Source organism: Agrobacterium tumefaciens (assembly GCF_013337285.1).
GTDB lineage: Bacteria > Pseudomonadota > Alphaproteobacteria > Rhizobiales > Rhizobiaceae > Agrobacterium > Agrobacterium burrii.
In genome coordinates this window covers 184168-209676 of record NZ_SUPW01000007.1, presented here as the reverse complement: position 1 = coordinate 209676, position 25509 = coordinate 184168, and the positions used below count along the sequence as shown (strand labels likewise).

25 protein-coding genes, 1 tRNA gene and 1 pseudogene are annotated in these 25509 nt (G+C 59.1%); 9 read left to right on the top strand and 18 right to left on the bottom strand.

Annotation, left to right across the window (positions count from 1 at the left end; genetic code table 11):
* Nucleotides 1-65: 65 nt before the first annotated feature.
* The 4 genes from FCH38_RS18755 to FCH38_RS18740 all read right to left on the bottom strand — a co-directional run bounded on the left by FCH38_RS18755 (nucleotide 66) and on the right by FCH38_RS18740 (nucleotide 3535).
* Nucleotides 66-428, bottom strand: a complete 363-nt coding sequence (locus tag FCH38_RS18755; RefSeq protein WP_236776652.1) for a hypothetical protein — start codon at nucleotides 426-428, stop codon at nucleotides 66-68.
* A 104-nt stretch (nucleotides 429-532) separates the two neighbouring features.
* On the bottom strand, nucleotides 533-1387 hold the full coding sequence (locus FCH38_RS18750) for a DUF535 family protein (protein WP_236776651.1): 855 nt from the start codon (nucleotides 1385-1387) through the stop codon (nucleotides 533-535).
* Between the two features lie 295 nt (nucleotides 1388-1682).
* On the bottom strand, nucleotides 1683-2840 hold the full coding sequence (locus tag FCH38_RS18745; RefSeq protein ID WP_174374714.1) for an ATP-binding protein: 1158 nt from the start codon (nucleotides 2838-2840) through the stop codon (nucleotides 1683-1685).
* On the bottom strand, nucleotides 2837-3535 hold the full coding sequence (locus FCH38_RS18740; RefSeq protein ID WP_153515675.1) for a response regulator: 699 nt from the start codon (nucleotides 3533-3535) through the stop codon (nucleotides 2837-2839). The genes FCH38_RS18745 and FCH38_RS18740 overlap by 4 nt, the downstream gene beginning before the upstream one ends.
* A 171-nt stretch (nucleotides 3536-3706) precedes the next feature.
* Here FCH38_RS18740 and FCH38_RS18735 point away from each other — a divergent pair, with 171 nt between their 5' ends.
* Entirely contained in the window at nucleotides 3707-4510 is an 804-nt protein-coding gene (locus tag FCH38_RS18735; RefSeq protein WP_174374713.1) for a phosphatase PAP2 family protein, read from the top strand.
* A gap of 54 nt (nucleotides 4511-4564) precedes the next feature.
* Here the strand turns inward: FCH38_RS18735 and FCH38_RS18730 are convergent, their stop codons facing one another.
* From FCH38_RS18730 to FCH38_RS18720, 3 genes are all read right to left on the bottom strand, one after another.
* Nucleotides 4565-5497 carry a hypothetical protein gene (locus FCH38_RS18730; protein WP_174374712.1) on the bottom strand — a complete coding sequence of 311 codons (933 nt, stop codon included), beginning with the start codon at nucleotides 5495-5497 and terminating at the stop codon, nucleotides 4565-4567.
* A gap of 117 nt (nucleotides 5498-5614) precedes the next feature.
* Nucleotides 5615-6514: a helix-turn-helix domain-containing protein gene (locus FCH38_RS18725; protein ID WP_174374711.1), complete on the bottom strand. Its 900-nt coding sequence runs from the start codon at nucleotides 6512-6514 to the stop codon at nucleotides 5615-5617.
* 99 nt (nucleotides 6515-6613) lie between these two features.
* A complete protein-coding gene (locus tag FCH38_RS18720; RefSeq protein WP_174374710.1) occupies nucleotides 6614-7060 on the bottom strand; it encodes an acetyltransferase in 447 nt (148 codons plus the stop codon).
* 242 nt (nucleotides 7061-7302) lie between these two features.
* Here FCH38_RS18720 and bioB point away from each other — a divergent pair, with 242 nt between their 5' ends.
* The 5 genes from bioB to FCH38_RS18695 are packed head-to-tail and all read left to right on the top strand — an operon-like array spanning nucleotide 7303 to nucleotide 12381.
* Nucleotides 7303-8313, top strand: coding sequence for a biotin synthase BioB (bioB, locus tag FCH38_RS18715; protein WP_423753174.1), 1011 nt, complete (start codon nucleotides 7303-7305; stop codon nucleotides 8311-8313).
* Nucleotides 8310-9455, top strand: a complete 1146-nt coding sequence (locus FCH38_RS18710) for an aminotransferase class I/II-fold pyridoxal phosphate-dependent enzyme (protein ID WP_174374708.1) — start codon at nucleotides 8310-8312, stop codon at nucleotides 9453-9455. Before bioB ends, FCH38_RS18710 begins: the two co-directional genes overlap by 4 nt.
* Nucleotides 9452-10090 carry a dethiobiotin synthase gene (gene bioD, locus FCH38_RS18705; protein WP_174374707.1) on the top strand — a complete coding sequence of 213 codons (639 nt, stop codon included), beginning with the start codon at nucleotides 9452-9454 and terminating at the stop codon, nucleotides 10088-10090. The genes FCH38_RS18710 and bioD overlap by 4 nt, the downstream gene beginning before the upstream one ends.
* The gene (locus FCH38_RS18700) at nucleotides 10087-11349 is read left to right on the top strand and encodes an adenosylmethionine--8-amino-7-oxononanoate transaminase (protein WP_174374706.1); all 1263 of its coding nucleotides are present in this window, start codon (nucleotides 10087-10089) and stop codon (nucleotides 11347-11349) included. The genes bioD and FCH38_RS18700 overlap by 4 nt, the downstream gene beginning before the upstream one ends.
* A 45-nt stretch (nucleotides 11350-11394) precedes the next feature.
* A complete protein-coding gene (locus FCH38_RS18695; RefSeq protein WP_174374705.1) occupies nucleotides 11395-12381 on the top strand; it encodes a beta-ketoacyl-ACP synthase III in 987 nt (328 codons plus the stop codon).
* A 71-nt stretch (nucleotides 12382-12452) separates the two neighbouring features.
* Here FCH38_RS18695 and FCH38_RS18690 read toward each other — a convergent pair.
* Both FCH38_RS18690 and FCH38_RS18685 read right to left on the bottom strand, forming a co-directional pair.
* A tRNA-Gln gene (locus tag FCH38_RS18690) sits at nucleotides 12453-12526 on the bottom strand.
* Nucleotides 12527-12649: 123 nt separating this feature from the next.
* Nucleotides 12650-13087 (bottom strand): Lrp/AsnC family transcriptional regulator, encoded by a 438-nt coding sequence (locus FCH38_RS18685; protein WP_065116260.1) that lies wholly within the window; start codon nucleotides 13085-13087, stop codon nucleotides 12650-12652.
* 130 nt (nucleotides 13088-13217) lie between these two features.
* On the opposite strand from FCH38_RS18685, the gene rocF reads away from it, so the two are divergent.
* Both rocF and FCH38_RS18675 read left to right on the top strand, forming a co-directional pair.
* A complete protein-coding gene (gene rocF / locus FCH38_RS18680) occupies nucleotides 13218-14138 on the top strand; it encodes an arginase (RefSeq protein ID WP_174374704.1) in 921 nt (306 codons plus the stop codon).
* Between the two features lie 13 nt (nucleotides 14139-14151).
* The gene (locus tag FCH38_RS18675; RefSeq protein WP_174374703.1) at nucleotides 14152-15207 is read left to right on the top strand and encodes an ornithine cyclodeaminase; all 1056 of its coding nucleotides are present in this window, start codon (nucleotides 14152-14154) and stop codon (nucleotides 15205-15207) included.
* Between the two features lie 27 nt (nucleotides 15208-15234).
* Here the strand turns inward: FCH38_RS18675 and FCH38_RS18670 are convergent, their stop codons facing one another.
* The 9 genes from FCH38_RS18670 to FCH38_RS18630 all read right to left on the bottom strand — a co-directional run bounded on the left by FCH38_RS18670 (nucleotide 15235) and on the right by FCH38_RS18630 (nucleotide 25061).
* Complete coding sequence (locus FCH38_RS18670) at nucleotides 15235-16119, bottom strand: DMT family transporter (RefSeq protein ID WP_174374702.1); 885 nt, start codon at nucleotides 16117-16119, stop codon at nucleotides 15235-15237.
* 245 nt (nucleotides 16120-16364) lie between these two features.
* Nucleotides 16365-17357: an inositol 2-dehydrogenase gene (gene iolG, locus FCH38_RS18665; protein WP_174374701.1), complete on the bottom strand. Its 993-nt coding sequence runs from the start codon at nucleotides 17355-17357 to the stop codon at nucleotides 16365-16367.
* Between the two features lie 231 nt (nucleotides 17358-17588).
* The gene (locus tag FCH38_RS18660; protein WP_174374700.1) at nucleotides 17589-18839 is read right to left on the bottom strand and encodes an adenylate/guanylate cyclase domain-containing protein; all 1251 of its coding nucleotides are present in this window, start codon (nucleotides 18837-18839) and stop codon (nucleotides 17589-17591) included.
* 222 nt (nucleotides 18840-19061) lie between these two features.
* Entirely contained in the window at nucleotides 19062-19292 is a 231-nt protein-coding gene (locus FCH38_RS18655) for a helix-turn-helix domain-containing protein (RefSeq protein ID WP_174374699.1), read from the bottom strand.
* Between the two features lie 257 nt (nucleotides 19293-19549).
* Nucleotides 19550-20665 (bottom strand): RHE_PE00001 family protein, encoded by a 1116-nt coding sequence (locus tag FCH38_RS18650; protein ID WP_174374698.1) that lies wholly within the window; start codon nucleotides 20663-20665, stop codon nucleotides 19550-19552.
* A gap of 170 nt (nucleotides 20666-20835) precedes the next feature.
* A complete protein-coding gene (locus FCH38_RS18645) occupies nucleotides 20836-22173 on the bottom strand; it encodes a sensor histidine kinase (RefSeq protein WP_153515690.1) in 1338 nt (445 codons plus the stop codon).
* Between the two features lie 53 nt (nucleotides 22174-22226).
* Nucleotides 22227-22880, bottom strand: a complete 654-nt coding sequence (locus tag FCH38_RS18640; RefSeq protein ID WP_149901268.1) for a response regulator — start codon at nucleotides 22878-22880, stop codon at nucleotides 22227-22229.
* Nucleotides 22881-22946: 66 nt separating this feature from the next.
* Nucleotides 22947-24602: a phosphoethanolamine transferase gene (locus FCH38_RS18635; protein ID WP_174374697.1), complete on the bottom strand. Its 1656-nt coding sequence runs from the start codon at nucleotides 24600-24602 to the stop codon at nucleotides 22947-22949.
* 219 nt (nucleotides 24603-24821) lie between these two features.
* Nucleotides 24822-25061, bottom strand: coding sequence for a spike base protein, RCAP_Rcc01079 family (locus tag FCH38_RS18630; RefSeq protein WP_236776650.1), 240 nt, complete (start codon nucleotides 25059-25061; stop codon nucleotides 24822-24824).
* Between the two features lie 171 nt (nucleotides 25062-25232).
* Between FCH38_RS18630 and FCH38_RS23605 the strand changes: the two are divergent.
* A pseudogene (locus tag FCH38_RS23605) lies at nucleotides 25233-25487 on the top strand (TonB-dependent siderophore receptor); the annotation flags it as partial.
* Between the last annotated feature and the right edge of the window lie 22 nt (nucleotides 25488-25509).

Below are 25509 nucleotides of genomic sequence, written 5' to 3'. Positions count from 1 at the left end.
TCATGATTGCTCCAGCACGCTCACGCGTGCAGGCGCAGGAAAGCCCGCAAAGCGGTTCCGGATATTCAGATATTAGGGGGGCGTTGAAGCTTCGGTGCCAGACCGGCAGCGTTCGTATCGTCGATGAACGCGCGAAGGGAAATGACGGTCGGATGGCTCAGGGATGAGGAGGGACACGGAATGGCCGCAACACCACAATAATCCTGGCAGCAGGAATTCTTCGATTTTTCCTTGCTGGCGTGGTCGTGTTGATCGGCGTGGTCGCCGTGATCCTGAACGGCGGCGTCGTGGTGACCCCGGCCTGACGAATGGTCGTTCTCGATCTGAGAGATCGGAACGTCATTTTCGGCATGCATTGCGGCATTGACGGTGGAAACGCTGTAACCCGCCAGTGACAGTACCATCACCAGCCTGAACAACAGGGCCATCAATTTCGATGCTCGCAACATCCCATTCATGCGCCGTAGAAGAGCCGTAGTCCTGAGGTTTGTCAATGGGTATCGCCCATAACCATCAACAAATGCATTGGGCTCTACTGACCCAGCACATTTGAGATTGTCGACCGCATTGCCGCTCGGGTTGGAATATCCTGATCGCCTTTGCCGGGTTCGCCTTCCAGAAAGCGCCTGCCGATTTCAAAGAAAGACAGCTTCATCCGGCTGCGTTTGTCCGCACCCTCAAGACTGGAGACCGGTACTTTGAAACCGAATGTTTCGTCCGGCTCCGCAGAGCGTTCGCGCCAGAACGCGTCGACATCCGCAATCATCATTTTTTGCCGCCGGGCGCGGCGATAGTGGATCGGGTGTCTGGCGCGGGCGACGGCGAAATAGGCACTTGCGCTTCGGGGCATCAGTCCCTGCAGAACCATTAGGACCGCCTCCTTGGGGCGAAGTCCGCAAAGATCGCGCGTGACTGACACCATTTCATCTTTTGCGGCGCGCGGCCCCTGCATACCGCCCACGACAATCGTATGGTGGTCGCGCTCGTATCGCCCCAGAAAAATGAACTTTGCGGTCCACAGAACGGCCTCGTCGCGGTTACGCATCAACCGGACAGCAAAAGCCCCCTCGTGGCGGCCCCCGCAACAATCCGCGAGAGCAAGGGTGCACCGGTACTCATCCTTTCGGCCATGAACGATGCCCATCTCCAGTGTCTTTCCTGCCCAGAGCCCGCTCATGACGGTCTTCGTGAAATGACGGTCCGCAACTATGAAATTCTCCACGAGAAAAAGCAGTCGCCTCTGCTGAGAAATTTCGCCGACAAGAAACTTCGACAGCGGTTTCTGCAGCAGTTCATCATGGGGCGGCGGCAATTTCCGCTTTGCCGAAAAAGCGGCCAGAAACTGCCACCACCGAAAGGTAACGACGGGATTGGCGGCAAAGCGCATCCAGAAAAGGACTGCCCGCTTCCAGTGCGCGCGCCGGACGAAGGTCACGATTGTCCAAAACAAGGTGAATTCGGCTGCGTCCGATGCCTTCTGCGCCAGATCATCCTTTGCCGGAAATTTTTCTGTCTGAATGGCGGCATCGTTGGTGTGCGGCATAGGTTTGGCTTCCGGCGAGCATGGGTGTTGCAGCCGTGCATGCGCCGGATTTGTGAAGATTGTGTCGAGAAATGGTGGAGCCTGCGCTGAGCCCGGATCGCCCCCTGTGCAGGGAAAAAAGACGATAAGTGTCAGTTTTTCAGGCGGTTGCCTTGAAGAGGACTGTCACGATCGTTCCGCCATCCTGTCCGGCCGCGATCTGCATGTCGCTATTGTGTGCCTGTGCAATGGCTCGGGCGATCGATAAGCCGAGCCCCGTACCCCCGGTGGTGCGGGCACGTGACGGTTCCGTGCGCCAGAAGAGTTCGATGCCGTGCGCCTCGACGCCGGGTGGAAAGCCCGGCCCCCTGTCTTCGATGGCGACAAAGGGACGCCCCTCCCGAATGCCGGTTGAACAGCGCAGGCTTTTCCCGCTTGCCGCATAACGGCGTACATTGTCGATCAGGATAAGGAGCAGCTGCCGAAGACGTTGACGATCGCCATGAGCGGGAGCCGGGTCCAGCGACAGGTCGAGACAGATACCGGCCTCGTCGAGAAGAGGCCTTGCCGCTTCCACCACCGCCGCGCATTCGGTTGCGAGATCAAGCGGCTCAATGTCTTTCACGAGGCTGTTGGTTTCCGCCAGAGAAAGTGTCCGCAGATCATCCACCAGCCGTGCCAGCCCTTCCACCTGGACAATGAGATGGCGAATGGCCTGCTTGTCGAGGGGAAAGATATCATCCGCAATGCCATGCAAACGGCCTTGCAGGATGGTCAGTGGGGTGCGCAGCTCATGGGCAACTGCCATCGTATTAAATTTCAGGCGGCGCTCCATCATCTGAAGCTCCTGTTTCAGGCTGTCGAAACTGTCGACCAGAAAGACGATTTCGACGATACGGTTTGCCTTGACCTTTTCGCCGCTGCTGAAGTCGCCGGCGGCCATGCGCTGGGCGGCCATGGTCAGCTCCCGCAAGGGGGCGGCAATGCGCCGGGAGATGATATAGCCGAGCAGACTGCACAGCAGCACACCGGCCAGTCCGAAGACGAACACCGATGCGACGAGCTCGTCATCGCCCGCACTCTGCACAACGGGCAAAACGTCGAGGAGCGCCTGGAGCTGCTGCTGGTCCGGCATCACGCCGCGATCTATGTCCGAGAAGGCTTTGGCGGCGTCCGGCGACAGCCCGGCAATCGCGCGTTCCTGAATGTTGTCCGCATACCAGGACACGCCGTAATAGACCATTGCAACGGCAAAGATGAGCATCGTGGTGATCGTGATCGCCGTCATCGTGCTGAGGCTCAGGCGCCGGAACCTCATGGTTTCTGCTCTCCGGCAAGCCGATAGCCAATGCTGCGCACCGAGACCAGATAGCCGCAAGCGCCATGATCCGTCAGCTTCTTGCGCAGATTGGCAATGTGCGTGTCGATCGTGCGCGCCAGCGCGTCGCTCTCCGGCAAACAGGCGTCGAGAATATCTGCGCGCTGAAACGCATGGGTGGGGCGGCGCGCCATATGGGCAAGTATCCGGAATTCGCTGAGCGTCAGGGGGAGAATGGTTCTGCCCGCCTCACCGTAAACCGCCGCTATATAGGATTCCGTATCGATTTCGATGGCGCCGAAACGCAGGATACCAGCACCGGCCGGCTGTCGCGTGCGCTTCAGGACGGCATTCACCCGCGCGATTATTTCCTGCGGATTGAAAGGCTTGATGATGTAGTCGTCGGCGCCGAGGCGCAGGCCGGTCAGCTTGTCGATATCTTCCGCAAGTGCTGTCACCATGATGACCGGCGTATCCCGCTCACGCCGGATGCGCGTCAATACGTCGATGCCGTCGAGCTTTGGCAAGCCAATGTCGAGAAGAATGAGATCCGGTCTCAGCATGGAGAAATGCGTGATCGCCGTTTCTCCATCACCCGCCCTGACGGTTCTGTATCCATCGCGAATGAGATAGGCGTCCAGAATCTGCATGATATCGGGGTCGTCTTCGACGATGAGAATGAGCCCTCTGTCCATGCTGTACCTGCAATTTTACGTATATAAGCCGCGTTAATACTGCGACGCTAAGCCGGTGCGAAGCATCGGGCAAGAGTTCGCGTGTGAGATATCGGCCGTGATAGCTGTTTTCCTCACGCTCTTGGGTATTTCTCCGCAAAGGCTTGACATTTCTGCGGAAAAGAACCGGCCATGCGCCAGTATCTCCTCAGTAAAACCGAATGCGAAAAGCTGAAACGACCCGCAAGGCCAAAATTTCGCGCCAGCGCCGGTCGCACCGTAAGTCGGGCTTTCCGCGACCCCTCCCTGCTCGCTCTGTCGGTCGCATTCGCGATGATGCTGTTCTTCTCCAAGTGGCCGAATATCGATCTCGATGTCAGCCTCGCATTCTGGAGCGACGGCTTTCGCCTCGGGGAGGACAGGTTTTTAGTTTCCGTCCGCGATCTGAACCGTGTTCTGCCGTCTGTTCTGTTGCCTGGACTTGTATGCGTGCTTTTTGCCGTGCCCTTTTCTGCCGGCTTCAGGCGGGTTTTTCGCCCTCACAAATTGCTGTTGATCCTTACTTTTTACGCCTTGGGGCCGGGGGCGACTGTCCACCTCCTGAAGAGCCTGTTTGCCCGCGCAAGGCCGCAGGAACTCGGCGACTTTGGAGGAAACCTGTTTTTCACGCCGGTTCTTTCGTTTGATGGAGCCTGCGCGCGCAGTTGTTCTTTCCCGTCTGGTGAAAGCTCCACCGCAATCGCTTTGCTGGCCTTCACCATTCTCCTGCCCAAAAAACTCCAGCTTATCAGCGCAGCGACATTGATGCCGTTTATCGTGATTTTCTCGCTGAACAGGGTTGCGATGGGAGCACATTTTCTGTCCGATGTCCTGATCGCATGGCCATTGATGCTTGCGGTGTTTCTTTCACTGCACCGGCTGTTTTCAAAACATCGGCATGCGATTGATGCCGTTTTTTTACGCAGGGTCAGCGGGACGCGGCAGGCTGCAGGATAATGACCATGCCCGGATCCACGATCTTCGCGATCACGGCAGCGATCTTATCCATTCCTAGAAAATCTCCATGAAGGCATCATCGAGAATGAGCAGCTTGCGCGCCTGTGTGCGGGCATATTCCTCGTAAAAACCCTGTGAGATCCAGAGGGCGGAACGGCCCCGCCGCCCGCTCCAGCCGATGCCGCCGATCATTTCGGCCGCTGCAAGTTTACGGCTGACGTGGGTTCGCGACAGTGAAAGCGATTGCGCCAGTTGTGAGGCGGTCTTCACATCCGTCAGGTGCCTGCCATGTTCAAGAGGGCCTTCCCAGTCGATACCGGCAATCAGCCGGTCCATCAGCAAGCCGCCAGCATCGAACCAGTTGAAGATGATGGAAAGCGGGCCGGGGCAGCGCACTTCCGGATTGGACAGCAGCGCCTGTGCCACGCGAGGATGGATGTGTGCGAGCATGGTTTCGGACCGCTCGATGAAGCGTGAGGCCCTTAATCCTTCGTCGATAAGGTCCAACGCCTGAAAATGGACGTCATACCAATGGGCGAGCATCGCCAGCGTCAATGGTGAAGGCGCCACGCCATCGACCCTGTCGCTGTCGGATTGGGGCACCGGTCTCGTCAGCCCGCGTTTCAGCGCCTGCTTGAAGAAAATATAGGCGACATCGTGGCTGGCGAGGCCGTTCTTCAGCGCCAGTTGAGCGAAATCCTCGCGGGTCAGGAAAGGTTGGCCCCTTTCAGTCTCGCAGATGCTGCGCTTCTTAAAATAAAGCGCCACCAGCGCGTGGCACAGAAGCCGGCTCTGGCGTGTCGCGAAAAGCGCGATCATCTCGGGTGAACCTTCATAAAGGGTTATGAAGCTCCCGGCCAACAGGCGCAGTGCGGCCGTAAAAGAAGCGGTTTGAACCATCGCGTCGATTTCGCTCAGTGGTGGCCTGCCGGCCCTCGTGGCGGTATCCGGCAGCCCGGAAATCGCAAAATCGAAAAAATTGGTCATGGCGCGCGCTCCTCGAATTGCCGGCATCACCTCTCTTTGGAGGTGATTGGATTGGACGATCCATGGCCTTACAGGGGCGGTGATGAGGCGTCTTCTCATTGCGCGCAGAGGCAAAATTTAAACCGCGGGCAGGCCCGTGAGGCGGGCATCGCCCGGCGCCATGCCATAGGCGGCTGCAAACACCCGGTAGAAGGTGGCGAGGCTGTCGAAACCGCAGCCATATGCGATCTGCGTGATCGGCAAAACGGGAACCTCCAGCAGCAGCCGTTTTGCCTCCTCGACCCGCATGGAGGACAGGGTGCGGGAAAATGACAGTTCAGCACCCTCGAACACGACGTGCAATTGCCGCAGCGAAATTCCCAGTTCTTTTGCCACTGCGGCGGGCGTCAGGTTTTGCCGGGATTTTTTCCGCATCATGATGTCCTGGGCTGCGTAACAAAGACCGGTGCGAAGGGCGGCGCGCACCTCCGGCATGGCGGGAGAAAGCCGCCCGCGCGCCGTCATCGCAAGCCGGGTCATGTGGGTCACATCGCGGGCGGGATCGATGAGCCGGCCATGATCGGCATTCAGTGCGTTGAAGAGCGCCCGGAACGGCGCGGAGAAGGCGGCATTGTCCGCATAACGGGCCGCAAACAGGTCATAGGCCGTCTGGCCAAGCATAGCCTCGTAGTCGACGGGGATTTTGAGCATCCTGAAATGAAAATGGTCTTCGTCGCCCGGTATTCCGGCATAGGGCAAATCCGAATGGTTGATGGTGATATCGCCGCCGCCAACGGCATGAACCCGGTCCCTGCCCGTATAGAGCAACCCGGAACCTCTGATCTGCAGGCCGATGCAGAGGCTGTCACCGGCAATGCGGGCAATGTCGGCTTCCGTGCGATCGACCCGGTAGGAGGAGGCGCGCATCTCGCTCACGACGGCGTTGGCGATGGCTCGTGCCTGAAATGACCCCTGAAAGCTGTGGCGGCGATCCCGCGCAAGCTCGATCGTTACGCCAAACAGGCTTTTGCCGCGCACCTCTCGCCATTGGTCGAAGCGGTGCTCGGGCAGGAAATCGTCGGTTGCGAAACGGATGTTGGTATTCGTGGCCTGGCCCTCCCCGACGATCCCGGCGGCCTATTTTTCTGTTGCGCGAAATCGAAGATGAACGAGCGGGTAGGGCCGCCCCTGTCCGTCAAGATCGGAGCGGCCTGTCGGTTCGAACCCCAGCTTGCGGTAAAAGCCCATGGCCTCGATGTTCTGTTCGTTGACATCCGTGGTCAGCTCCGGATGCGCGGCGATGGCCGCCTGCACCAGCGCCTTGCCGATGCCTTTGCCGTGATGATCCGGATCGATGAAAAGCGCCTCCATGTGCCCTTCATGCAGAAACATGAAGCCGAGCGGGTCATCCGAAGCATCCACCGCAAGTGTCAGGGGCACTTGCGGGAGAAAGGCTTTGACTTCCTCTCCGATCGCGGCGCGATCCGCCGGAAGAAGGAAGCCGTGGGTGGCGTCGACGGCCCGGCCCCATATGTCGAGGATGCGGGGTGCGTCGCGGGTGGTGGAGGGGCGAAGTGTGATCATGTCCCACCCTTAGCAATTGCGATCTTTTCACGCCATGGGGCCGCCTTCATCTTTTTCGCGAGTACCTTTGGGGTCGATGAATTTCCGGGGCGGAAGCCGTCGATTTTAGCTCCGCTGTCCAGCCGGATTCACGGCGCAGAGAATTTTCGCGAAAAAAGCGCTTGCAAAAACAGAGATAAAAAAAATAGATAAAAAGGAGTTCTATCTATTTATTTTGAAGGAGAGGCTGTCAAATGGATCAGATGATTGCGCAAATGGCCCAAAATCAGGTTGCGGTTCCAGCAATTGAGGCAAGCTCGGCACTAGAAGAAGCAAAAATTATCTATAATTTACCGTTTAACGACCTGCTTTTCCAAGCCCAACAGGTGCATCGCCGTCATTTCGATGCCAATGCCATCCAGATGAGCAGGCTTTTGTCCATTAAAACGGGTGGATGCCCTGAAGATTGCAGTTACTGCAGCCAATCCGCCCGCAACCCGACGGGTCTGAAGGCCTCCAAGCTCATGGAAGTGGAGCGGGTGCTGGCGGAGGCGCGCAAGGCGAAGGAAGGTGGGGCGACGCGTTATTGCATGGGTGCGGCCTGGCGCAACCCCAAGGAACGCGACATGGAGGCCGTGGTGGCGATGGTCGAGGGCGTCAAGGCTCTCGGTATGGAGACCTGCATGACACTCGGCATGCTGACGCCGGAGCAATCCGAACGGCTTGCCGATGCCGGGCTCGACTATTACAATCATAATGTCGATACATCCGAGCGCTTTTATTCGCAGATCATCACCACCCGCACTTTTGAAGATCGGCTGGAAACGCTCGCCAATGTCCGCGATGCGGGTATCAAGGTCTGTGCCGGCGGCATTCTCGGCATGGGGGAAGCGGTCGAGGATCGCATTTCGATGCTGGTGACACTCGCCAATCTGCCGGTTCCGCCGGAGAGCGTGCCGATCAACATGCTGATCCCGATCCCCGGTTCGAAGCTTGCCGACGCGGATCCTGTCGACCCGATCGATTTCGTCCGCACCATCGCACTGGCACGAATCCTGATGCCGCGTTCGCATGTGCGGCTTTCCGCCGGACGCACCGAGATGAGCGACGAGACGCAGGCGCTCTGTTTTCTGGCCGGGGCCAATTCCATTTTCGTCGGTGAAACGCTGCTGACAGCGGATAATCCAGGTGAGGATCACGATACGGCACTGTTTCGGCGTCTGGGTCTTAAGCCAATGGAGTTGCAGCCTGCACCATCAGGAGAGGGCCGGTGAACGCATCGGCGCTCTCCGCTTACGAGGTGAAACTTGCCGGCCTGCACCGCAAATCGCGGCTACGGGCGCTCGTTCCCCAGCAGGGGATCGATTTCACCTCCAACGACTATATCGGGCTCGCCGATGCGCCCCGGCTGAAGGCGGCGATTACCGAAGCAATCGAAAGGGGCGTGCCGGTCGGCGCGGGCGGCTCACGGTTGCTTCGCGGCAACCACCCGGAACATGAGGCGCTGGAAGTGGAGGCGGCGGCGTTTTTCGGGGCGGAAAAAACGATCTATTTTGGCAGCGGTTTCGCCGCCAATGTCGCGCTTTTTTCGACGTTGCCGCTGCGCGATGATCTCGTCCTTTACGATGCGTTGATCCATGCGAGCGTGCATGATGGTATCGCGGCCGGCAAGGCGCAGGCGCTCGCCGTGCCACATAACGAGGTCGAAGCGTTCGAACGGGAAATAAACCGCTGGCGACAGGCTGGCGGTCGTGGACGGCCGTGGATTGCGGTTGAGAGCCTTTATTCCATGGATGGCGACCGGGCGCCGCTTGCGGCGCTTGCCGATCTTGCCGAACGGCATGGCGGTTTTCTTGTGGTCGATGAAGCGCATGCCACCGGCGTTTTCGGACCGGGCGGTCGTGGTCTTGCGGCAGAGCTGGAAGGGCGGGGCAATGTGGTGGCATTGCACACCTGCGGCAAGGCGCTTGGGCTTTCCGGCGCACTTCTGAGCTTGCCTGCGGTTCTCGCCGACTACCTCATCAACCGCGCCCGGGGTTTCATCTATTCCACCGCGCCTTCGCCGCTGATGGCGGCCGCGATGCGGGAAGCCTTGCGGATCGTCGCTGACGAAAGTTGGCGGCGGTCGCGGCTGGCGGTGCTGATAAATTTTGCCGGTGAAGAACTACGCTCCCGGCTCGGGGTGACGTCAAGCGGTTCGCAGATCATGCCGGTGATGATCGGCGACAATGCCCGTTCGCTCGGCATAGCCGCGCGCCTGCGCGAAGGCGGTTTTGACGTGCGGGCGATCCGCCCGCCGACGGTGCCGGAAGGAACGGCGCGCCTGCGTCTTTCCATCACGCTGAATGTGGATGAGAGCCAGATTGCCGATATGGTTGGGCGGCTGGCCCTGACGCTGAAGGAGGAGCGGGCATGAGCCTTCGTTTCGTCATTTCCGGAACCGATACGGGCATCGGCAAGACGGTTTTTGCCGCAGCGCTCACCCACGCCCTGCAGGCCTCCTACTGGAAGCCGGTCCAATCCGGGCTGGAAGAAGAGACCGACAGCGAGACGGTGGAGCGGCTGGGTGGTGCGCCGCGCACCCGGATCCTGCCGGAAGCATATCGCCTGAAAATGCCGGCCTCGCCGCATCTTTCAGCCCGTCTCGACAGTGTGACGATCGATCCCACTCTCCTGCAGCCGCCGGAAACGAAGGGGCCGCTGGTAATTGAAGGGGCGGGCGGGCTTCTGGTGCCGCTGACCGACAGATTGCTGTTCGCAGATATCTTCGCCCGCTGGCAAATTCCGCTGATCCTGTGCGCCAGAACTGCGCTCGGCACCATCAACCACACGCTGCTGTCGCTTGAGGCGCTGCGGTTGCGGGCCATTCCGGTGCATGGTCTGGTTTTCATCGGCGACGAGCACGCGGAAAATGAGCGCATCATCACCGATATCGGCGGGGTTCGTGCACTCGGCCGTCTGCCGCGTCTGTCCCAGATGACCGCCGGGGCGCTGCATCAGGCTTTCGCCCAACAATTTAATCTTGTCGATTTTCTGGAGGTTACGGCATGAGCCGTTCGCCCATCTGGCATCCCTTTACCCAGCACGCGCTGGAGCCGCCGATGAAACGTATCGTGTCCACGCAAGGTGCCTATCTCGTTGATGAGGATGGCACTCGGCTATTCGATGCGATTTCATCTTGGTGGGTCATTACCCACGGTCATCGGCACCCCGCGATCATGGCCGCCATCCGTGCCGCGACGGAGGCCCTCGATCAGGTCATTTTTGCGGAATTTTCCCACGAGCCTGCCGAAGAGCTGGCAAGAGGGCTGATCGACATTGCCCCCGCCGGGCTGGAACACGTGTTTTATTCCGATAGCGGCTCGACCGCGGTGGAAGTGGCGCTGAAAATGGCACTCGGCTATTTCCATAACCGCGGAGAAAGACGTGATCGCATCGTGGTGATGGAGCATGGCTATCATGGCGATACGATCGGCACCATGTCCACCGGCGAACGCGGTGTGTTCAACGCCGCTTACGAGCCGCTGCTCTTCGGTGTCGACCGTCTGGCTTTTCCGGAACAGGGCAGCGCGCAAGCCACCCTCGACATGTTTGAACATTTCTGCCGTTCAGGCCGTGTCGCCGCTCTGTTGATCGAGCCGTTGGTGCTCGGCGCCGGCGGCATGAAGATGTATGGCGCAGATGTTCTGGCCGGGCTGAGACAGATTGCCGAACGCCATGGCTGCCTGTTCATTGCCGATGAGGTAATGACCGGCTGGGGCCGGACGGGACGCCTTTTCGCATGCGAGCAAGCCGGAATTTCTCCGGATATCCTGTGCACTTCCAAGGGCCTGACCGGCGGTTCCCTGCCGCTGGCGGTCACGCTGTGCAGCGGCGATATCTTCGATGCGCATTTTTCGACTGACCGCCGCAAGACCTTTTTCCATTCGAGTTCCTACACCGCCAATCCGATTGCCTGCGCCGCCGCCGTCGCCAATCTTCAAGTCTGGCGGGATGAGCCGGTGGCGCAGCGTATCGGGCAACTGGAACACGTGCTGGGGGACCATCTGCGGCGCTTTGCGGATGATGGACGTTTTGCCAATATCCGGCAGGCGGGCACCATAGCAGCACTCGATCTCGTGGTGCCTTCCGGCGGTTATCTGGCCGAAGTCGGGCCACGCATGCGGCTTCTGTTCCGCGAGCGCGGGTTTGTCATCCGGCCCCTCGGCAACGTGCTTTATCTGCTGCCCCCCTATTGTTCGACATCAGACGATCTGAGCCGTGCCTTCGATGCCATCGATGAAGTGGCGTCGATCGTGACCGAAGCGTGAGACCGGATATCCGCACCCTCAAAGATACTTTCGAAAGACCAGACAATGCAGATACTTTCTTCGCGCATGGCCGGCTTTGGACATGCCGTTCCGGGGCGATGCGTCGGCAATGACGAGATAGAGGTGCGCCTTGGGCTGGAGACCGGCTGGATCGAGCGGCGAACCGGCATTCTCAAGCGCTATTGGGCGCAAGAGGGTGACACGCTGAGCGGTCTTGCCGCCGAAGCTGGCCGCATGGCGCTGGAAGACGCGGAAATCGCCCCTGACGACATCGCGCTGACGTTGCTGGCGACCTCCACGCCGGATCACCTTCTGCCGCCTTCGGCACCGTTGCTGGCCCATCGGCTGGGCCTGACGCAATCGGGCGGTATCGATCTCGCCGGCGCCTGTTCCGGCTTTCTTTACGCGCTCACCCTTGCCGATGGTTTTGTCCGCACCAATGGTCGCGCCGTGCTAATCGTTGCGGCCAATATTCTGAGCCGCCGCATCAATCTTCAGGAAAGGGCAAGCGCTGTCCTTTTTGCCGACGCTGCCGGGGCGGTTATACTCAAGCCGTGTCGGGAGGCGCAGCGTGGTCTGCTGTCGGCCGACCTGCGTTCTGATGGCAGCGGTTACGATCTGATCCGTATAGCCGCAGGCGGCAGCAGCCAGCCGTTTGCCGCTGATACGCCCACCGAGGATACGCTGATGACGATGCGCGACGGCCGCGAGGTCTTCTCCCGCGCCGTGGCGCTGATGACCCGGACCTCACAGCGGGTGATGCAACAGGCGAAGCTGTCGGCCACCAATATCGACCGTTTCGTGCCCCATCAGGCCAATGCCCGCATGTTCGATGCAGTCTGCGGCAATCTCGGCATCGACCGGCAAAAAACCGTCCGCACGGTGGAGAGCTTCGGCAATTCCTCCGCAGCGACCATTCCGCTGTCGCTCTCCGTTGCCAACGCTGAAAGGCGCATCGCAAAGGGCGAGACGTTATTGCTCACCGCCGCAGGAGCCGGTTTGACCGGGGGGGCAATTGTCTATCGGGACTAGCCCGGTGACAGTGCGCAGAACGAAAAGCCAAACACGACGAATGATAGATGTTTGATTTTATTTGAAGAAATTGGCTGGGGAACCTGGACTCGAACCAAGATTAACGGAGTCAGAGTCCGTCGTTCTACCATTGAACTATTCCCCAAAAGCCTGAAGCGCGTTGCCGCGTTCGCTTCGGTGGGTCGTCATATAGATGATTTATGCTGGGGCGCAAGTCGAAAAAATCGAAAAATGCGTTTTCATGGCTCTTTTGCGTTTTGTCTCTTGGCTAGAGCCGTGCGCGTGTGGAGCGCGGGGTGGAGAGCAGCAGGCTGGTTTCGCTGCCGGTGATGCCGGGCACCAGGCGGATGCGGCGCAGCACGGCGTCGAAATCGCTGAGCGTGGCGGCGTTGAGTTCCACGATCAGGTCCCAGCGGCCGTTGGTGGTGTGGATTTCGGATATTTCCGGGAAGCCGCCGAGGGTGCGGATGACGCGGTCCGTCACATGACCTTCAATCTCGATCATCATGATACCGCGGATTGCCGCCTCCACAGCATCGGCGCGCAGGATGACGGTGTAACCGATGATGGTGCCGTCGTTTTCCATTCTTTCGATGCGTGAGCGAACCGTCGCGCGCGAGGTTTCCGTCTCCACTGCCAGATCGGAAATGCTGCGTCTGCCATTATGCCGCAAAAGGGTCACGAGCCGTTCGTCGAGATTATCCATGATTACCAGTTTGATAAAGTGATTTTGTCAGATTGATAATTCATTTCGATAATCTTGCCAATATTTGATGTTCAATCCGCCATGTCTCTATGGTTTAGTGATGTTGTTGGTCGGGAAAGCGAGGACGGGAATGGATATCAGGCTTGTTGGTGCACCTCTGCAGATCGGAGCGGGGCAATTGGGATGCGAAATGGGGCCGAGCGCCTATCGCATCGCCGGTCTCGTGCGGGCGCTGGAGGATCTGGGGCACCGGGTGGTCGATACCGGCAATGTGACGCCGGCGCCGCTCAGGGAATTTCGCCACCCCAATCCGGCCGTGCATCATCTGGAGGAAACCGTGGCCTGGACCGAGGCGTTGACGGAGGCGGCCTATCGCGAAAGTGCGGATGCCGTGCCGATCTTTCTTGGCGGCGACCATGCGATTTCGGCAGGAACCGTGGCCGGCATGGCGCGCAGGGTTGCCGAGACGGGTCGGCCGTTTTTCGTACTCTGGCTCGATGCCCATACCGATTATCACACGCTGGAGACGACACGCAGCGGCAATCTGCATGGCACGCCCGTCGCCTATTTCAGCGGTCGTGACGGGTTTGCCGGTTATTTCCCGCCGCTCTCCCACGCCGTGCCGGAAGAAAATATCGGCATGATCGGTATCCGCAGTGTCGACCCCGCCGAAAGGGCGGCGCTGGAAGAGAGCGGCATCACCGTTCACGACATGCGCTCGATAGACGAGCACGGCGTTGCGGTTCTGCTGCGCGAATTTCTGGCGCGAGTTCAGGCGGCGAACGGCCTGCTGCATGTCAGTCTCGATGTCGATTTTCTCGAGCCGTCGATTGCGCCTGCGGTTGGCACCACCGTTCCGGGCGGCGCAACGTTCCGGGAAGCGCATCTGGTGATGGAAATGTTGCATGATAGCGGGCTGGTCTGCAGTCTCGATCTCGTGGAACTCAACCCGTTTCTCGACGAGCGCGGCAGGACGGCGACGCTGATGGTGGATCTCGCCGCAAGCCTGATGGGCAAGCGGGTCATGGATCGCCCGACGCGGGCTGGCTGAAAGGGATGATGCGATGACCGTGATACCGAACCTCAATATCGTTCCCTTCGTCAGCGTCGACCATATGATGAAGCTCGTGCTGCGGGTGGGAATCGACACCTTCCTGCGTGAGCTTGCCGATGTGGTGGAGGAGGATTTCCGTCGCTGGGAGAGCTTCGACAAGACGCCGCGAATCGCCTCACATTCGAAGGAAGGCGTCATCGAGCTGATGCCGACCAGCGATGGCACGCTGTATGGCTTCAAATATGTCAACGGTCATCCAAAGAACATGAAGGAAGGCCGCCAGACGGTGACGGCCTTCGGCGTGCTTTCTGATGTGGGCAATGGTTATCCGCTGCTTCTCACCGAAATGACGATCCTGACGGCGCTGCGCACTGCCGCTACATCGGCCGTTGCCGCCAAGCACCTTGCCCGCCCGAATTCGCGCTCCATGGCGATCATCGGTAATGGTGCTCAGAGCGAATTTCAGGCGCGGGCTTTCAAGGCCATTCTCGGCATTGATACGCTGCGGCTTTTTGATATCGACCGGTCGGCGAGCGAAAAATGCGCCCGCAATCTGGCCGGACAGGGCCTTGCGATCAAGATCTGCGGCAGCGCAGAGGAGGCGGTCGAAGGGGCGGATATCATCACCACCGTCACCGCTGACAAGCAATATGCGACGATCCTGACCGACAACATGGTCGGCCCCGGCATTCATATCAATGCTGTGGGTGGTGATTGTCCCGGCAAGACGGAATTGCACCGGGATATTCTGCTTCGCTCCGATATTTTTGTCGAATATCCGCCGCAGACGCGCATCGAAGGTGAAATTCAGCAATTGCCGGCGGATTATGCGGTGACCGAGTTATGGCAGGTCATTGCCGGCGAAAAACAGGGCCGGACGGATGAGAGGCAGATCACCCTGTTCGACAGCGTCGGCTTTGCGACGGAAGATTTCTCTGCGCTGCGTTACGTGCGCTCGAAATTGCCGGGCACCGGTCTTTATGCGGAGCTGGATCTTCTGGCCGATCCGGATGAGCCACGCGACCTCTTCGGCATGTTGCTGCGTTGTGAGGCGGCTCTCGCCTGAGACGACGGATTTATGGTGGGAGGGCTCTCAGCCGGATCCCCCGCTTTTCTTCCGGCCGACCACATGTTCCCGCCAGACGGTGAAAAGACCGGCGGCAATGACGATGGCGGCACCCATGACCATATTGGATGTGACGACCTCGCCATAGACGGTGACGCCGATGATGGAGACGAGCACGAGTTGGTAATAGGAGAAAGGCTGCACGGAAGCCGCGTCGGTCAATTCAAATGCCTTTATCAGGCAATAATGGCCGGTAATCCCCGTAATGCAGAGCGCCAGCATCCATCCCCAGTCATAGGGTGCAAGGCTGACCCAATAAAACGGCCCGACCAGCGTTAACGCCGCTGCACCGGCCACGCCGGTATAAAAAAAGCTCGTCATCGCCGTATCGCTTCGGCTGCCGAGGCGGGTGAGCACGCCGTAGAGCGCCAGCATGAAGGCGGCGATAAAGGTGATGATCAGGCTATTGTCGAAACCCTCGCCATCGGGCTTCAGGATGACGAGAACACCGATGAAACCGACAAAGATGGCGCACCAGCGCCGCCAGCCGACCTTTTCCCCAAGCAAGGGTACGGAAAGTGCCGCAACGATGAGCGGCGCGGAAGCGATGATGGAGTGGCTGTGCGCCAGCCCGACAACGGCGAAGGAGAAGATCGAAAACACGATCTGTACCGCCAGCAGAACACCGCGGCCGATCTGCAGCCAGGGGCGGTTGGCCATGACGGCGCCCCGGATGCCGCCCGCCGACCTTGCGGCCATCAACAGAACGAACACGGCGAAGGCCCAATATCGCAGCATGGCGATGAAGACGGGCGGATAGGCGCTGCCCAGATGTTTCGAGATGCCATCCTGCGCCGCAAAGATCGTGAAGGCGACAAGCGCATAAAGAAAACCGGTCTTGGGTGATGGCATGAAAAAACCGCTGTCGGCTGCGTGCCGGCAAAAGAGGATTCGGCGTGAAAGAGGTGGGTAACAGCCATATGTTACGGCCGCACCTTGTCAGACAACCTTATTTTCCGAATAGCAGCTATGCAAGTCCGAAGCTGCCTTTCTGGTAGGCAACCTGTTTCCGGAAGCGCGGGGAATAATCGGCTTTTCTCAAAAAAACCGGAAAATTCACCCCCGGGCCGAACCCGAGGGTGACGGTGAGACCGGCTTCAGCCGATGGTAACGGCCGTCTTCGATGTTGCGGATTTCAGCGCGGCGTCGGCCAGCTTCAGCGCAATCAGCCCGTCCTTGATGGAGGGCGACGGTGCGACGTTGTTTTCGATGCTGTCGATGAAGGTGGCAATTTCTGCCGCATAGGCCGCCGTATAACGCGTCATGAAGAAATCATGCAGCGGCGGACGAGTGTAACCTTCCGCATTGGCGATTTCGATGGAGACCGGGCGCTGGTTTTCGGCCGCTGCCGAACCCAGCGAACCATGCACTTCGATACGCTGGTCGTAACCATAGGTCGCGCGGCGCGAATTTGAAATCACCGCCTGCCTGCCGCTTTTCGTCGTCAGAATGATGCTGGCGCTGTCGAAATCACCAAGCGCGCCGATCTCCGGATTGACGAGAACCGAACCGGTGGCGAACACGCTGTCCACTTCTTCGCCGAGCAGGAAGCGGGCCATGTCGAAATCATGAATGGTCATGTCGCGGAAGATGCCACCGGACACCTTGATATATTCGGCCGGCGGCGGGCCGGGGTCGCGGCTGGTGATGGTGACCATTTCCACCTTGCCGATGCGGCCATCTTCGATTGCCTTATGCACGGCCTGAAAATGCGGGTCGAAACGGCGGTTGAAACCGAGCATCACCTTCGCGCCGGTTTCTTCAACCACCCTGGCGCAGGCTTCCGCGCGGGCGACATCGAGATCAACGGGCTTTTCGCAGAAGATGGCCTTGCCGGCACGAGCGAAACGCTCGATCAGGTCGGCATGGGTGTTGGTTGGCGTGCAGATGATGACGGCGTCGATTGTCTTGTCGGCCAGAACCTCGTCGATCGTGCTGACCTTGCATTGCGCCTCGCGGGCAATTGCTTCGGCAGCGCCGGCCATGGCGTCGACAACGGCCACCAGCTTCGCACGGCTGTCGGTGGTGATCGCCTTGGCGTGGACCTTGCCGATCCGTCCAGCGCCGAGCAGTGCCAATTTCGTAACCATCTTTCCTCCGGTTCCTCACACCCGCCCTCACTCCCGGAGAGACAGAATATGAATGCAAACAATGTTTCGATATGGAATATATGTTCCATTTTGCTAGATCGACATCGGAGGCGTGTCAAGCGTTTTGACAGCGGGAGGGAGGCCGAAATCACTCGCTCTTAGAGGTCAAGCGATGTGGTTGCTGATCATGCTGAAAGGCAGGTTGAGCCGAAGCCCAAACGCTGCCGGGGGTCAGTTGGTGGAAGGTATCTGCACGGCATTTTGGGGAAGCGCGTAGACCTCGACTGGCGTTTCAAGGCCGCGCAGCAGCCATGGACCCAGATTTTCCAGCCTGTCCCCATTCCCCGCCATACGGACGAATTCCTCGGAAAACAGCACGTTGCGGCCGGTTTCCTTGGTCAGCGTTTCAAGTCGCGAGGCGATGTTGACGGCGGGGCCGATGACGGTGAAATCGAGCCGGGTTTTTGAGCCAATATTGCCATACATGACATCACCGACATGCACGCCGATACCGTAACCCAAGGGGTCGTGGCCCTTTTCGCAATTGATGTCGTTGAGGGCGACGAGACCCTTTTGCGCGCTGGCGATGGCTTTCAGCAGGTTTTCGCAGGCCTGCGGATCGCTCAGCGGAAAAATCGCCAGCAGCCCGTCCCCCATGAATTTCAGAATTTCACCGCCGAACTCCTCAATGGGATCGCACATGGCGTCGAAATAGCCGTTCAGAAGCTCGATCACGTCATCGCGCGGCCAAAGGTCGGAAATATGGGTGAAATTGCGCAGGTCGCAGATCAGGATTGCCGCGCCCACCGTTATGCCGCTACCGCGTGTTGTGGCGCCGTTGAGAATTTTCTCGCCCGCATGCGGACCCACATAGGTTTCCAAAAGGGTGCGCGTCATGCGGTTTTTGAGGCGTATTTCACTGACCAGCGCCAAAGCCGGCAGCAGGTTTTTCAGGGCGGCGATGTCGCTGTCGGAAAAACCGCCCGGCTGGTCACTGGAGAAAGTCGCGACATGGCGCTTGCCGAAAGTGTGTTCGATCGGCCAGGCGCAATAATCCGTCAGCCCTTCGGCCCGCAGCTCGTCATAGATCGTATAACCGGGTTCATCGATGTCATCGCCGTTCAGCCGGTGGCGGACTTCCGTCGCACCCTGATGGATGTCGTTGATGGGGCTGTTGAGATATTCGGGCGTACTTTCCGAGCCGTAACCATAGGTGACGATTTCGGCAGTGGGCAGGCCGGCTTTCCACAATATCCGCGCGCCAAGCCATTGCGGGTGGCGGATGCGGAAAGCGAGCACGCCCCTGGCGATGGAGATTCCGCTTGCCCGCAGCCTGTCGCAAAGCTCCACGAATATCTCGTCGATAAACCGCTCGTCCTTGGTGCCGGTGACGAGCCAGTCGAGAGTTTCGGTCTTCTCCGCCGGCCACAATTCATCCAATGCTGAAGAAACCCGTTCTTCGGTGTTAAGGCTGAGTGTCATGGCAGGATTCCGGAGGTTGTTGCTGCTCTCGCACGGGCAAAGCACATGTCGAACATGGTCGCTCGTGGACCCCATGTGGTGCCGGATAACGAAAATGTTAAGAGAGGGCTTCGGAAAATCTTGCGGAAGAGATTGGCGGCCTCAGGCCACGCGCGCCGCCCGGATGTTCTTTTGAACATCGTCCCCGGCGGCGCTGAGATTTTTCGTGATCGCTGGAGGCGATCAGATAACTGTTTCGACAGGAATATGCAGGGCGGCGGCAACGCGTCTGATACGCGATGGATCGCTGTCGGTGCCGTCTTCCAGTGCGTGGATTTCGGTGGTGGTGAGGCCGCAGGTGACGGCAAGCTGTTCGACGGTATAGCCGGCGAGCGTGCGCGCCGTCAGGACCTTTTTGGCGAAAGGAGCATCTGTTTCTTGATCGGAACTAAGTTCTGAGACTGAAATTGTCATTATGCATCTCCCTGATGATGGACACTTAAATGCGGGCGGCAGAAAAAAGTTGCCGGGGGCCGAATGCGACCGCGTTGCCGGAGAAGAAATCGTGCTGCAACGCAGCGAGGAACATAGACGCTTCGCCCACCTACGCAATAGTTAAATTTTGTTAAGATTCGTGATCGCCGCATTCCTGCGGCATTTTCAGTGGTGAAAACGGCTGGACGACATGGACTTTTCCTGTCTCGTGCAGGCCGTATTTCAGAATGCCACGCTTAAAGCATGCCCCAGGCACGGAAACGGCCACGACCCGTAACCTCCCGCAATTCCAGCTGATTGGCGAGCCCGATTGCACCCTGCGGGGTGGTGCCGAGTTCCTTGACAATCATTGCCGCCGAAACCACCGGCCGGGAAACCACCAGTTCAACCAGTTCCGGCAAACGTGAGGATGAGCGCCGGCCGGTGAGCTTGCGCATCATGCGATCCCGCGCGTGGGTCAGCCGGTCGTGTTCTTTCAAACTGGCCTGCGCCGCTTCGTAAAAACTGTCCAGAAGCGCCTGAAGCCGCTGTGTCTGGCTTCTGGCGTGTCGGCGCTCGCGCGGAACGGCGCGAAGACCGGCGCTGAGCGCCGGCAGGTGATCAGGCGTCACGGCCCCCTCACGCAGAAAGGCGGCGGCCAGAAGCCGACCGAGCCAGGGGCTGCGCTGCAGCACCTCGATCATGTTCCACGCGTCGAGCAGAATGGCGGTGCGAAGGATGGCCGGCAGTTCTGCCGTCCGTGCATGCAGTTCCAGCCATTCTTTCAGCCGTTCCTCTTCGTCCCAGTCAGGCTCGTTGATGACCGGGTGGCCTTCCTGCCGCTGGTTCATGGGCGCGGGCATGTTGCCGGCGGTAATCGCCTCAAGTGCCGCGGAGCTTCGCGCCAGAAGCGCATCCAGTTCGGAAAAAGCCCCATCCAGCAGCGCGTCCCCATCCGTCTCGTTCTCGTCGCTGCGGGCGTGATCCCCGGTTTCACGGGGACGTGCTGCCTCGTCGGCTGCAAGTGTGGCTCTGCCCCGCAGTCTGGAAAGGCCGGGCGCGGTGAAGGCCCAGCCGGCGGCATTGGAAAAGATCAGCCGCCGCGACCGCAAAATCCGGTGCGCGGCCGTCATCTCGTGGGTCGGCGCACGCACATCCATATGGGCGTCATGCAGGACCAGATCTTCCATATGGACGAGTTCGCCATCGACCCACATGGAGGAAATCGCGTCGGTGAAATCCTGCCTTTCGATGAAGCCGTGTTTCATCGGCGAGCGGCTGATCCGTTCGTCCAGCCGCGCCAGCGCTTCGCCTGCCCGTGCGGCGGCGATGAGAAGCTTTTCGATCTGGATGTCCGATATATCATAAATCATTGATATTTTTTAGTTTGAGCGCAGGCGGGTAGCAAGACGGATTACAATGGTCTGGTGTTGCAAGCCCTCGGTCTCATCACCAAAACCAGCGAGACCGCAATCGTCATGCTGCAATGCGATATAAAATAATGCGCCGCAGCATGGCGGCCGCACTTTTTGTGTCAGCGCCCTCAGGCGATTTCTACGGGAAGAACCACGCGAGCTTCGAAGCCATCTTGCCGGCCGGGTGCCGGTGAAGAAAGCAGCAATTCGCCGCCGGTCTGCTCCACCAGGCTTTTGACGATTGCAAGGCCAAGGCCGGTGCCATCCGCCTTGGTCGGGCCTCGGGCAAAACGGGTCGTCAGTTTGGGCAATAGCGCCCTGTCGATTGCCGGTCCGGAATTGATGATGCGGATCGTGCCATCCTGTTCGGCCAAAATCTGTACCGGGCTTCCCGCCGGGCTGTGGATCAGGGCGTTTTCGAGAAGATTGCGAACGATGATGCCGAAGGCGTCCGCGCCTATCCTGCAGGGCAGGCCGTCCTCGCAGTGATTGGTGAAACGGATACGGGATTTGCCAATCGCCGTTCTCACCATGTCATCGATGACGAGTTCGAGAACGGGGATGACATCATTCGCCGTATCGGTCACGCCGATCCTTGCTTCGGCCCGTGACATCTGCAGCAGCTTTTCGGCGAGATGGCCAAGATGTTGCAGGGATTTCTCGATATTCTCGACGCGCGGCGCAAGTTCCGGCGGAATGTCGGCGTGCAGCCGCTGCGCCTGCGCCAGCGCGCCGGCAATTGGTGTGCGCAATTCGTGGGCGCTGTTGGCAGTGAATTCCCGCTCCGCCTCGATCGCAGATCGCAGCCGTCCAAGCAGCAGATTGACCGAGCGGGCGATAGGATGCAGTTCGCCGGGAAAGGGCTGCGTTTCGAGCGGCGCAAGATTGCCGCCATCCTTTTTGCCGATCTCGTCGCGCAGGGTCTGTATCGGTTGCAGGGTTCTGCGCACCACCACGATGACGGCAAAGATGCTGGCGGGAATGAGGATGAGCACGGGCAAGAGCAGTGCGCTGCCCGCTTCCTCGATCGCCTCGCGCCGGTTGGCGAAGGCATCGGCGACCTGCAGGAAATAATTGCCGTCCGGCGTTGCAACCGTGTAGATGCGCTGTGTCGCGGTTTCGGAAAAACCGGGATCGAGTGAGACTTCGAAAGGCTCCGTCGAGCTGTCATGCGAATGCAGCACGACCTGTCCTTCCCGGTCGCGCACCTGATAGGTCAGATATTCCGCGCCTTCCGCCGAAGGGTTGAGCTTGCGCGAGGCGGGGGCGGTGTTGTTTTCCCTGAGGTCGTCGGCCAGAAGCGGCAGCAGCCTTTCGGCCGTCTCCTGCACGCCGGCATCGAAAATCTCGGCAAATTCGTCCTGCATCACCATGACGCCCAGCCCGCAGGCGAGGAGCCAGGATATGGCAACGACGCTGGTCAGCGCCGTCACGAGCTTGCGGGTCATGCTGGTCGGTCTGGCCATTTCTGCCTACTTGTTATTTGCTTGCTTGCCGTCTGGCCTATCTGCCGTCTGACTTACTTGATTGTGTAGCCGACGCCGCGCACGGTCTCGACGCGGTCATGGCCGATTTTCTTGCGCAGCCGGCTGATATAGACCTCGACCGTGTTGCTTTCTATTTCCGCGCCGAATTCATAAAGTGTGTCGTGCAGCTGGGCTTTCGAGACGACCGCGCCGGGATGTTCGACTAGTTTTTCCAACACGGCCCATTCGCGGGCGCTGAGTGTCTGCGCCGTTCCATCGACCGTGATATTGCGCGCCACCTGGTTGATCTCGATGCCGGGCAGGCGGATGACGGGTGCCGAGCGGCCCTCGTAACGGCGCGAGACCGCCAGCATGCGCGCCGAAAGCTCATCAAGGTCGAAAGGCTTGACCAGATAGTCGTCTGCGCCGGCATTCAGCCCGGCAATCCGGTCGGAAACCTGATCATGTGCCGTCAGGATGATCACCGGCGTCGCGTCGTCGCGCTTGCGCAGGGTTTGCAGAAGGGTGATGCCTTCGCCATCCGGCAGGCGCATGTCCAGCAGGATCAGGCCATAGGCCATGGTCAGCGTTGCCACTGTGGCGTCGCCCAGCGTCTTGAACCAGTCAACAGCATGGCCGGCCGCTGCGACATGGTCTCGCAACGCCTCTCCAAGGACATGATCGTCTTCAACAAGCAGAACCCGCAAGACAGCTCCCTTTATCGCGTCGTCCTGCGTATCGCTTTCACGGGATAAGCGTCAAGCACTGTCTGTTCAGCTGTTCTGGCGCTGGGTGCAGCCGCCGAACACGTCCAGCGAAGGATCGTAGACGGAAGTGGAGACGTTCATCATGCCAAGGATGCTGTGGAAATAATTGTCGTGGGAGCGTCCACCCTCTGCGGCACTTTTCGCAAGGCAGGCCCGGTTGAGCCCCATGGATTTGGCGAAATCATCGTCGAACCAGACGAGAAACGGCACATGGGTCTGCTGGTCAGGGGCAAGCAGATAGGGTGCGCCATGCAGGTAGACACCGTTCTCGCCAAGCGATTCGCCGTGGTCGGACGCATAGATCATGCCGGTTGCCAGCTTGTCGGAGCGTGCCTTCAGCTTGTCGATCACGGTCGAGAGGAAGTGGTCGGTGTAGAGAAGCGTGTTGTCATAGGAATTGACGATCTCGGCATCGCTGCAATTGCCAAGCTCGGCAGTGCGGCAATCCGGGGTGAATTTGCGGAATTCGTCGGTATAGCGCAGATAATAGGTCGGCCCGTGGCTGCCCATCTGGTGCAGGACGATGACGCTATCCTTCGTGACGTTGTTGAGCCAGGCGTCGAGCTTGTCGAAGAAGATGTCGTCGCGGCATTCTCCGCCGGCGCAGAAGCGGCTGTCATTGGTGGAGGGCAGGTCGAAATAGGGGATACGGTCGGCGACGTTCTTGCTGCCGGTATTGTTGTCCAGCCATGTCGCACTGACACCGGCGTGGACGAGGACGTCCATGACGTTTTCATTCGCGAGTGCCTTGCTATGGCTATATTGCGAACGCGGGAATTTCGAGAACATGCAGGGAATGGACATGGCCGTCGCGGTGCCGCAGCTGGTCGTGTTGGGGAAATAGATCACGTCGCGCTTGGCCAGTTCCGGATTGGTGTCGCGCCCATAGCCGTTCAGGGAAAAATTCGCGGCGCGAGCGGTTTCGCCCGCAACGATGACGGTAATGCGCGGCTTATGGACACCTCCAGCTGCGGGGAGAACCTTCGCATCCTTGCCGATTGGGCTGACCTGAATTTCGGCTTCCTGGCCGGCTTGCGTGAAATAATGGACGGCGGACATCATCGGCGACAACGGGTTGGCGCTTTTGACGATATCCTTGTGCTGGCGGATGGCAGTCGTGAATGTCTTTGAATTCGCAAAGCTGATGATGCCGACGACGCCAAGGCACACCAGGATGCTGACGGTGTTCCACAGAAGCTTGTCGAGGATTGGCCGATGCCGGATGCGGATGGCGGCGATGACGATGGAGGGCACCAGTCCGTAAATCGCCATATGCCAGATAAAACCGGGGGTAATCAGATTGCCCGCCTCTGCCTGCGTGGTTTCCATGGCGTTGCGGATCATGTCGCTGTCGATGACGACGCCGTAACGGTCCATGAACCAGGAGGCGGCGGCCGCCGCGAATATGACGAAGACCAGAAACGGCTTGATGAGATATTTGGCGGAAAAAATGGTGAGGAGGGCGCCGAAAAGCGCCGCCATGGCGACATAGAGCGCGACGATGGCAACCGGATAAGCGGAAAGATAGGTGTGGACCTTTGACCAGAATGTCTGATTCATGAAAAACAGCAGATAAGCCGCCGTCAGCAGGCTGAGCGGCACGCTGCCGATTTCCGGACGATACGATTCAATTCCTGTCGCTTTCGCGGTAAAAAGAGCCAATGTCAGGTCCCACCAGATTTCAAATGTGCCGGCGGCAGCGAAAAACGAGCAAAACGCCCTGTTCACGCTGCCGCATCGGCCTATTGATGGCGGATGCGTTATTTAGCTGACATCAACCTGAAAGCTTTGTCATGAAATTGTCATATGAAGGCGGTGGTGCTTTCAGATCGATGGCTGAGCGGCGGCAATATATCACCTAGCTCAATCCGATTATACCCGTCACGGTGGTGCGGGTTGCAAATACACGTGTTGCTCTGACCGGTAACAGGCTGCTGCGGAAAGGTTCTGGAAAGTGACCGTCGTTCCGGAAAGCAGGGTGAGGCAAAGCTGGCCGCCATTGCCGACATAAATGGCACGCGTGGGCGAAGGAAGCGGGACCGTATCGTCAGGAACGATGTCGAAACCGTGGGATGCCGGCGATTCCAGGCCGGCGGCGTAGTGTTCGTAAGTCTCAGCCATTGCTGTCTCCCGTAAATCGAAATCTGCCGTGAGTATGCGACGAATCTGGGCAGCGGGGACAAGCGGGGACGATATATTTGTGGCGGGCATTTCTTCCCGCAACCGGCTTCTCCGAAAGACCGGTATTTTTCTGTAGCCTCATGTGGTTGGCGTTACCGTGCGTATTGCTATTCGGCGCTGGAGGGCTTCGGTATCGGCGGCGGTCTCCGTTATGTCGGAAAGCGTTACCACGATGCCGCCCACGCCGCGGAGATGAAGGGCCTCTCCCTCCTCGATCTCGGTATGCACTACGAGAAGAGCGACTACCGCGCTTCGCTCTTCGCGTAAAACTTGACTGATAAAGAATATATTTCTAGTTGCTCCACTTTCGGATGCTATTACGGTGACGGAAGAACGGTTGTGGGCAAGCTGACCTATCGTTGGTGATGTCATATCAAGTGAAGCAGCA

Excerpts from the sequence above, each read along its gene's own strand:
- bioB (WP_423753174.1), top strand. The coding sequence starts at position 7,303 with ATGATTGCGCAAATGGCCCAAAATCAGGTTGCGGTTCCAGCAATTGAG.
- FCH38_RS18695 (WP_174374705.1), top strand. The coding sequence starts at position 11,395 with ATGCAGATACTTTCTTCGCGCATGGCCGGCTTTGGACATGCCGTTCCG.
- FCH38_RS18630 (WP_236776650.1), bottom strand. The coding sequence starts at position 25,061 with ATGGCTGAGACTTACGAACACTACGCCGCCGGCCTGGAATCGCCGGCA.
- FCH38_RS18675 (WP_174374703.1), top strand. The coding sequence starts at position 14,152 with ATGACCGTGATACCGAACCTCAATATCGTTCCCTTCGTCAGCGTCGAC.
- FCH38_RS18745 (WP_174374714.1), bottom strand. The coding sequence starts at position 2,840 with ATGAGGTTCCGGCGCCTGAGCCTCAGCACGATGACGGCGATCACGATC.
- FCH38_RS18670 (WP_174374702.1), bottom strand. The coding sequence starts at position 16,119 with ATGCCATCACCCAAGACCGGTTTTCTTTATGCGCTTGTCGCCTTCACG.
- rocF (WP_174374704.1), top strand. The coding sequence starts at position 13,218 with ATGGATATCAGGCTTGTTGGTGCACCTCTGCAGATCGGAGCGGGGCAA.
- FCH38_RS18645 (WP_153515690.1), bottom strand. The coding sequence starts at position 22,173 with ATGGCCAGACCGACCAGCATGACCCGCAAGCTCGTGACGGCGCTGACC.
- FCH38_RS18720 (WP_174374710.1), bottom strand. The coding sequence starts at position 7,060 with ATGATCACACTTCGCCCCTCCACCACCCGCGACGCACCCCGCATCCTC.
- iolG (WP_174374701.1), bottom strand. The coding sequence starts at position 17,357 with ATGGTTACGAAATTGGCACTGCTCGGCGCTGGACGGATCGGCAAGGTC.
- FCH38_RS18740 (WP_153515675.1), bottom strand. The coding sequence starts at position 3,535 with ATGGACAGAGGGCTCATTCTCATCGTCGAAGACGACCCCGATATCATG.
- FCH38_RS18730 (WP_174374712.1), bottom strand. The coding sequence starts at position 5,497 with ATGACCAATTTTTTCGATTTTGCGATTTCCGGGCTGCCGGATACCGCC.
- FCH38_RS18650 (WP_174374698.1), bottom strand. The coding sequence starts at position 20,665 with ATGATTTATGATATATCGGACATCCAGATCGAAAAGCTTCTCATCGCC.
- FCH38_RS18700 (WP_174374706.1), top strand. The coding sequence starts at position 10,087 with ATGAGCCGTTCGCCCATCTGGCATCCCTTTACCCAGCACGCGCTGGAG.
- FCH38_RS18755 (WP_236776652.1), bottom strand. The coding sequence starts at position 428 with ATGGCCCTGTTGTTCAGGCTGGTGATGGTACTGTCACTGGCGGGTTAC.
- bioD (WP_174374707.1), top strand. The coding sequence starts at position 9,452 with ATGAGCCTTCGTTTCGTCATTTCCGGAACCGATACGGGCATCGGCAAG.
- FCH38_RS18685 (WP_065116260.1), bottom strand. The coding sequence starts at position 13,087 with ATGGATAATCTCGACGAACGGCTCGTGACCCTTTTGCGGCATAATGGC.
- FCH38_RS18750 (WP_236776651.1), bottom strand. The coding sequence starts at position 1,387 with ATGCGCTTTGCCGCCAATCCCGTCGTTACCTTTCGGTGGTGGCAGTTT.
- FCH38_RS18655 (WP_174374699.1), bottom strand. The coding sequence starts at position 19,292 with ATGACAATTTCAGTCTCAGAACTTAGTTCCGATCAAGAAACAGATGCT.
- FCH38_RS18660 (WP_174374700.1), bottom strand. The coding sequence starts at position 18,839 with ATGACACTCAGCCTTAACACCGAAGAACGGGTTTCTTCAGCATTGGAT.
- FCH38_RS18735 (WP_174374713.1), top strand. The coding sequence starts at position 3,707 with ATGCGCCAGTATCTCCTCAGTAAAACCGAATGCGAAAAGCTGAAACGA.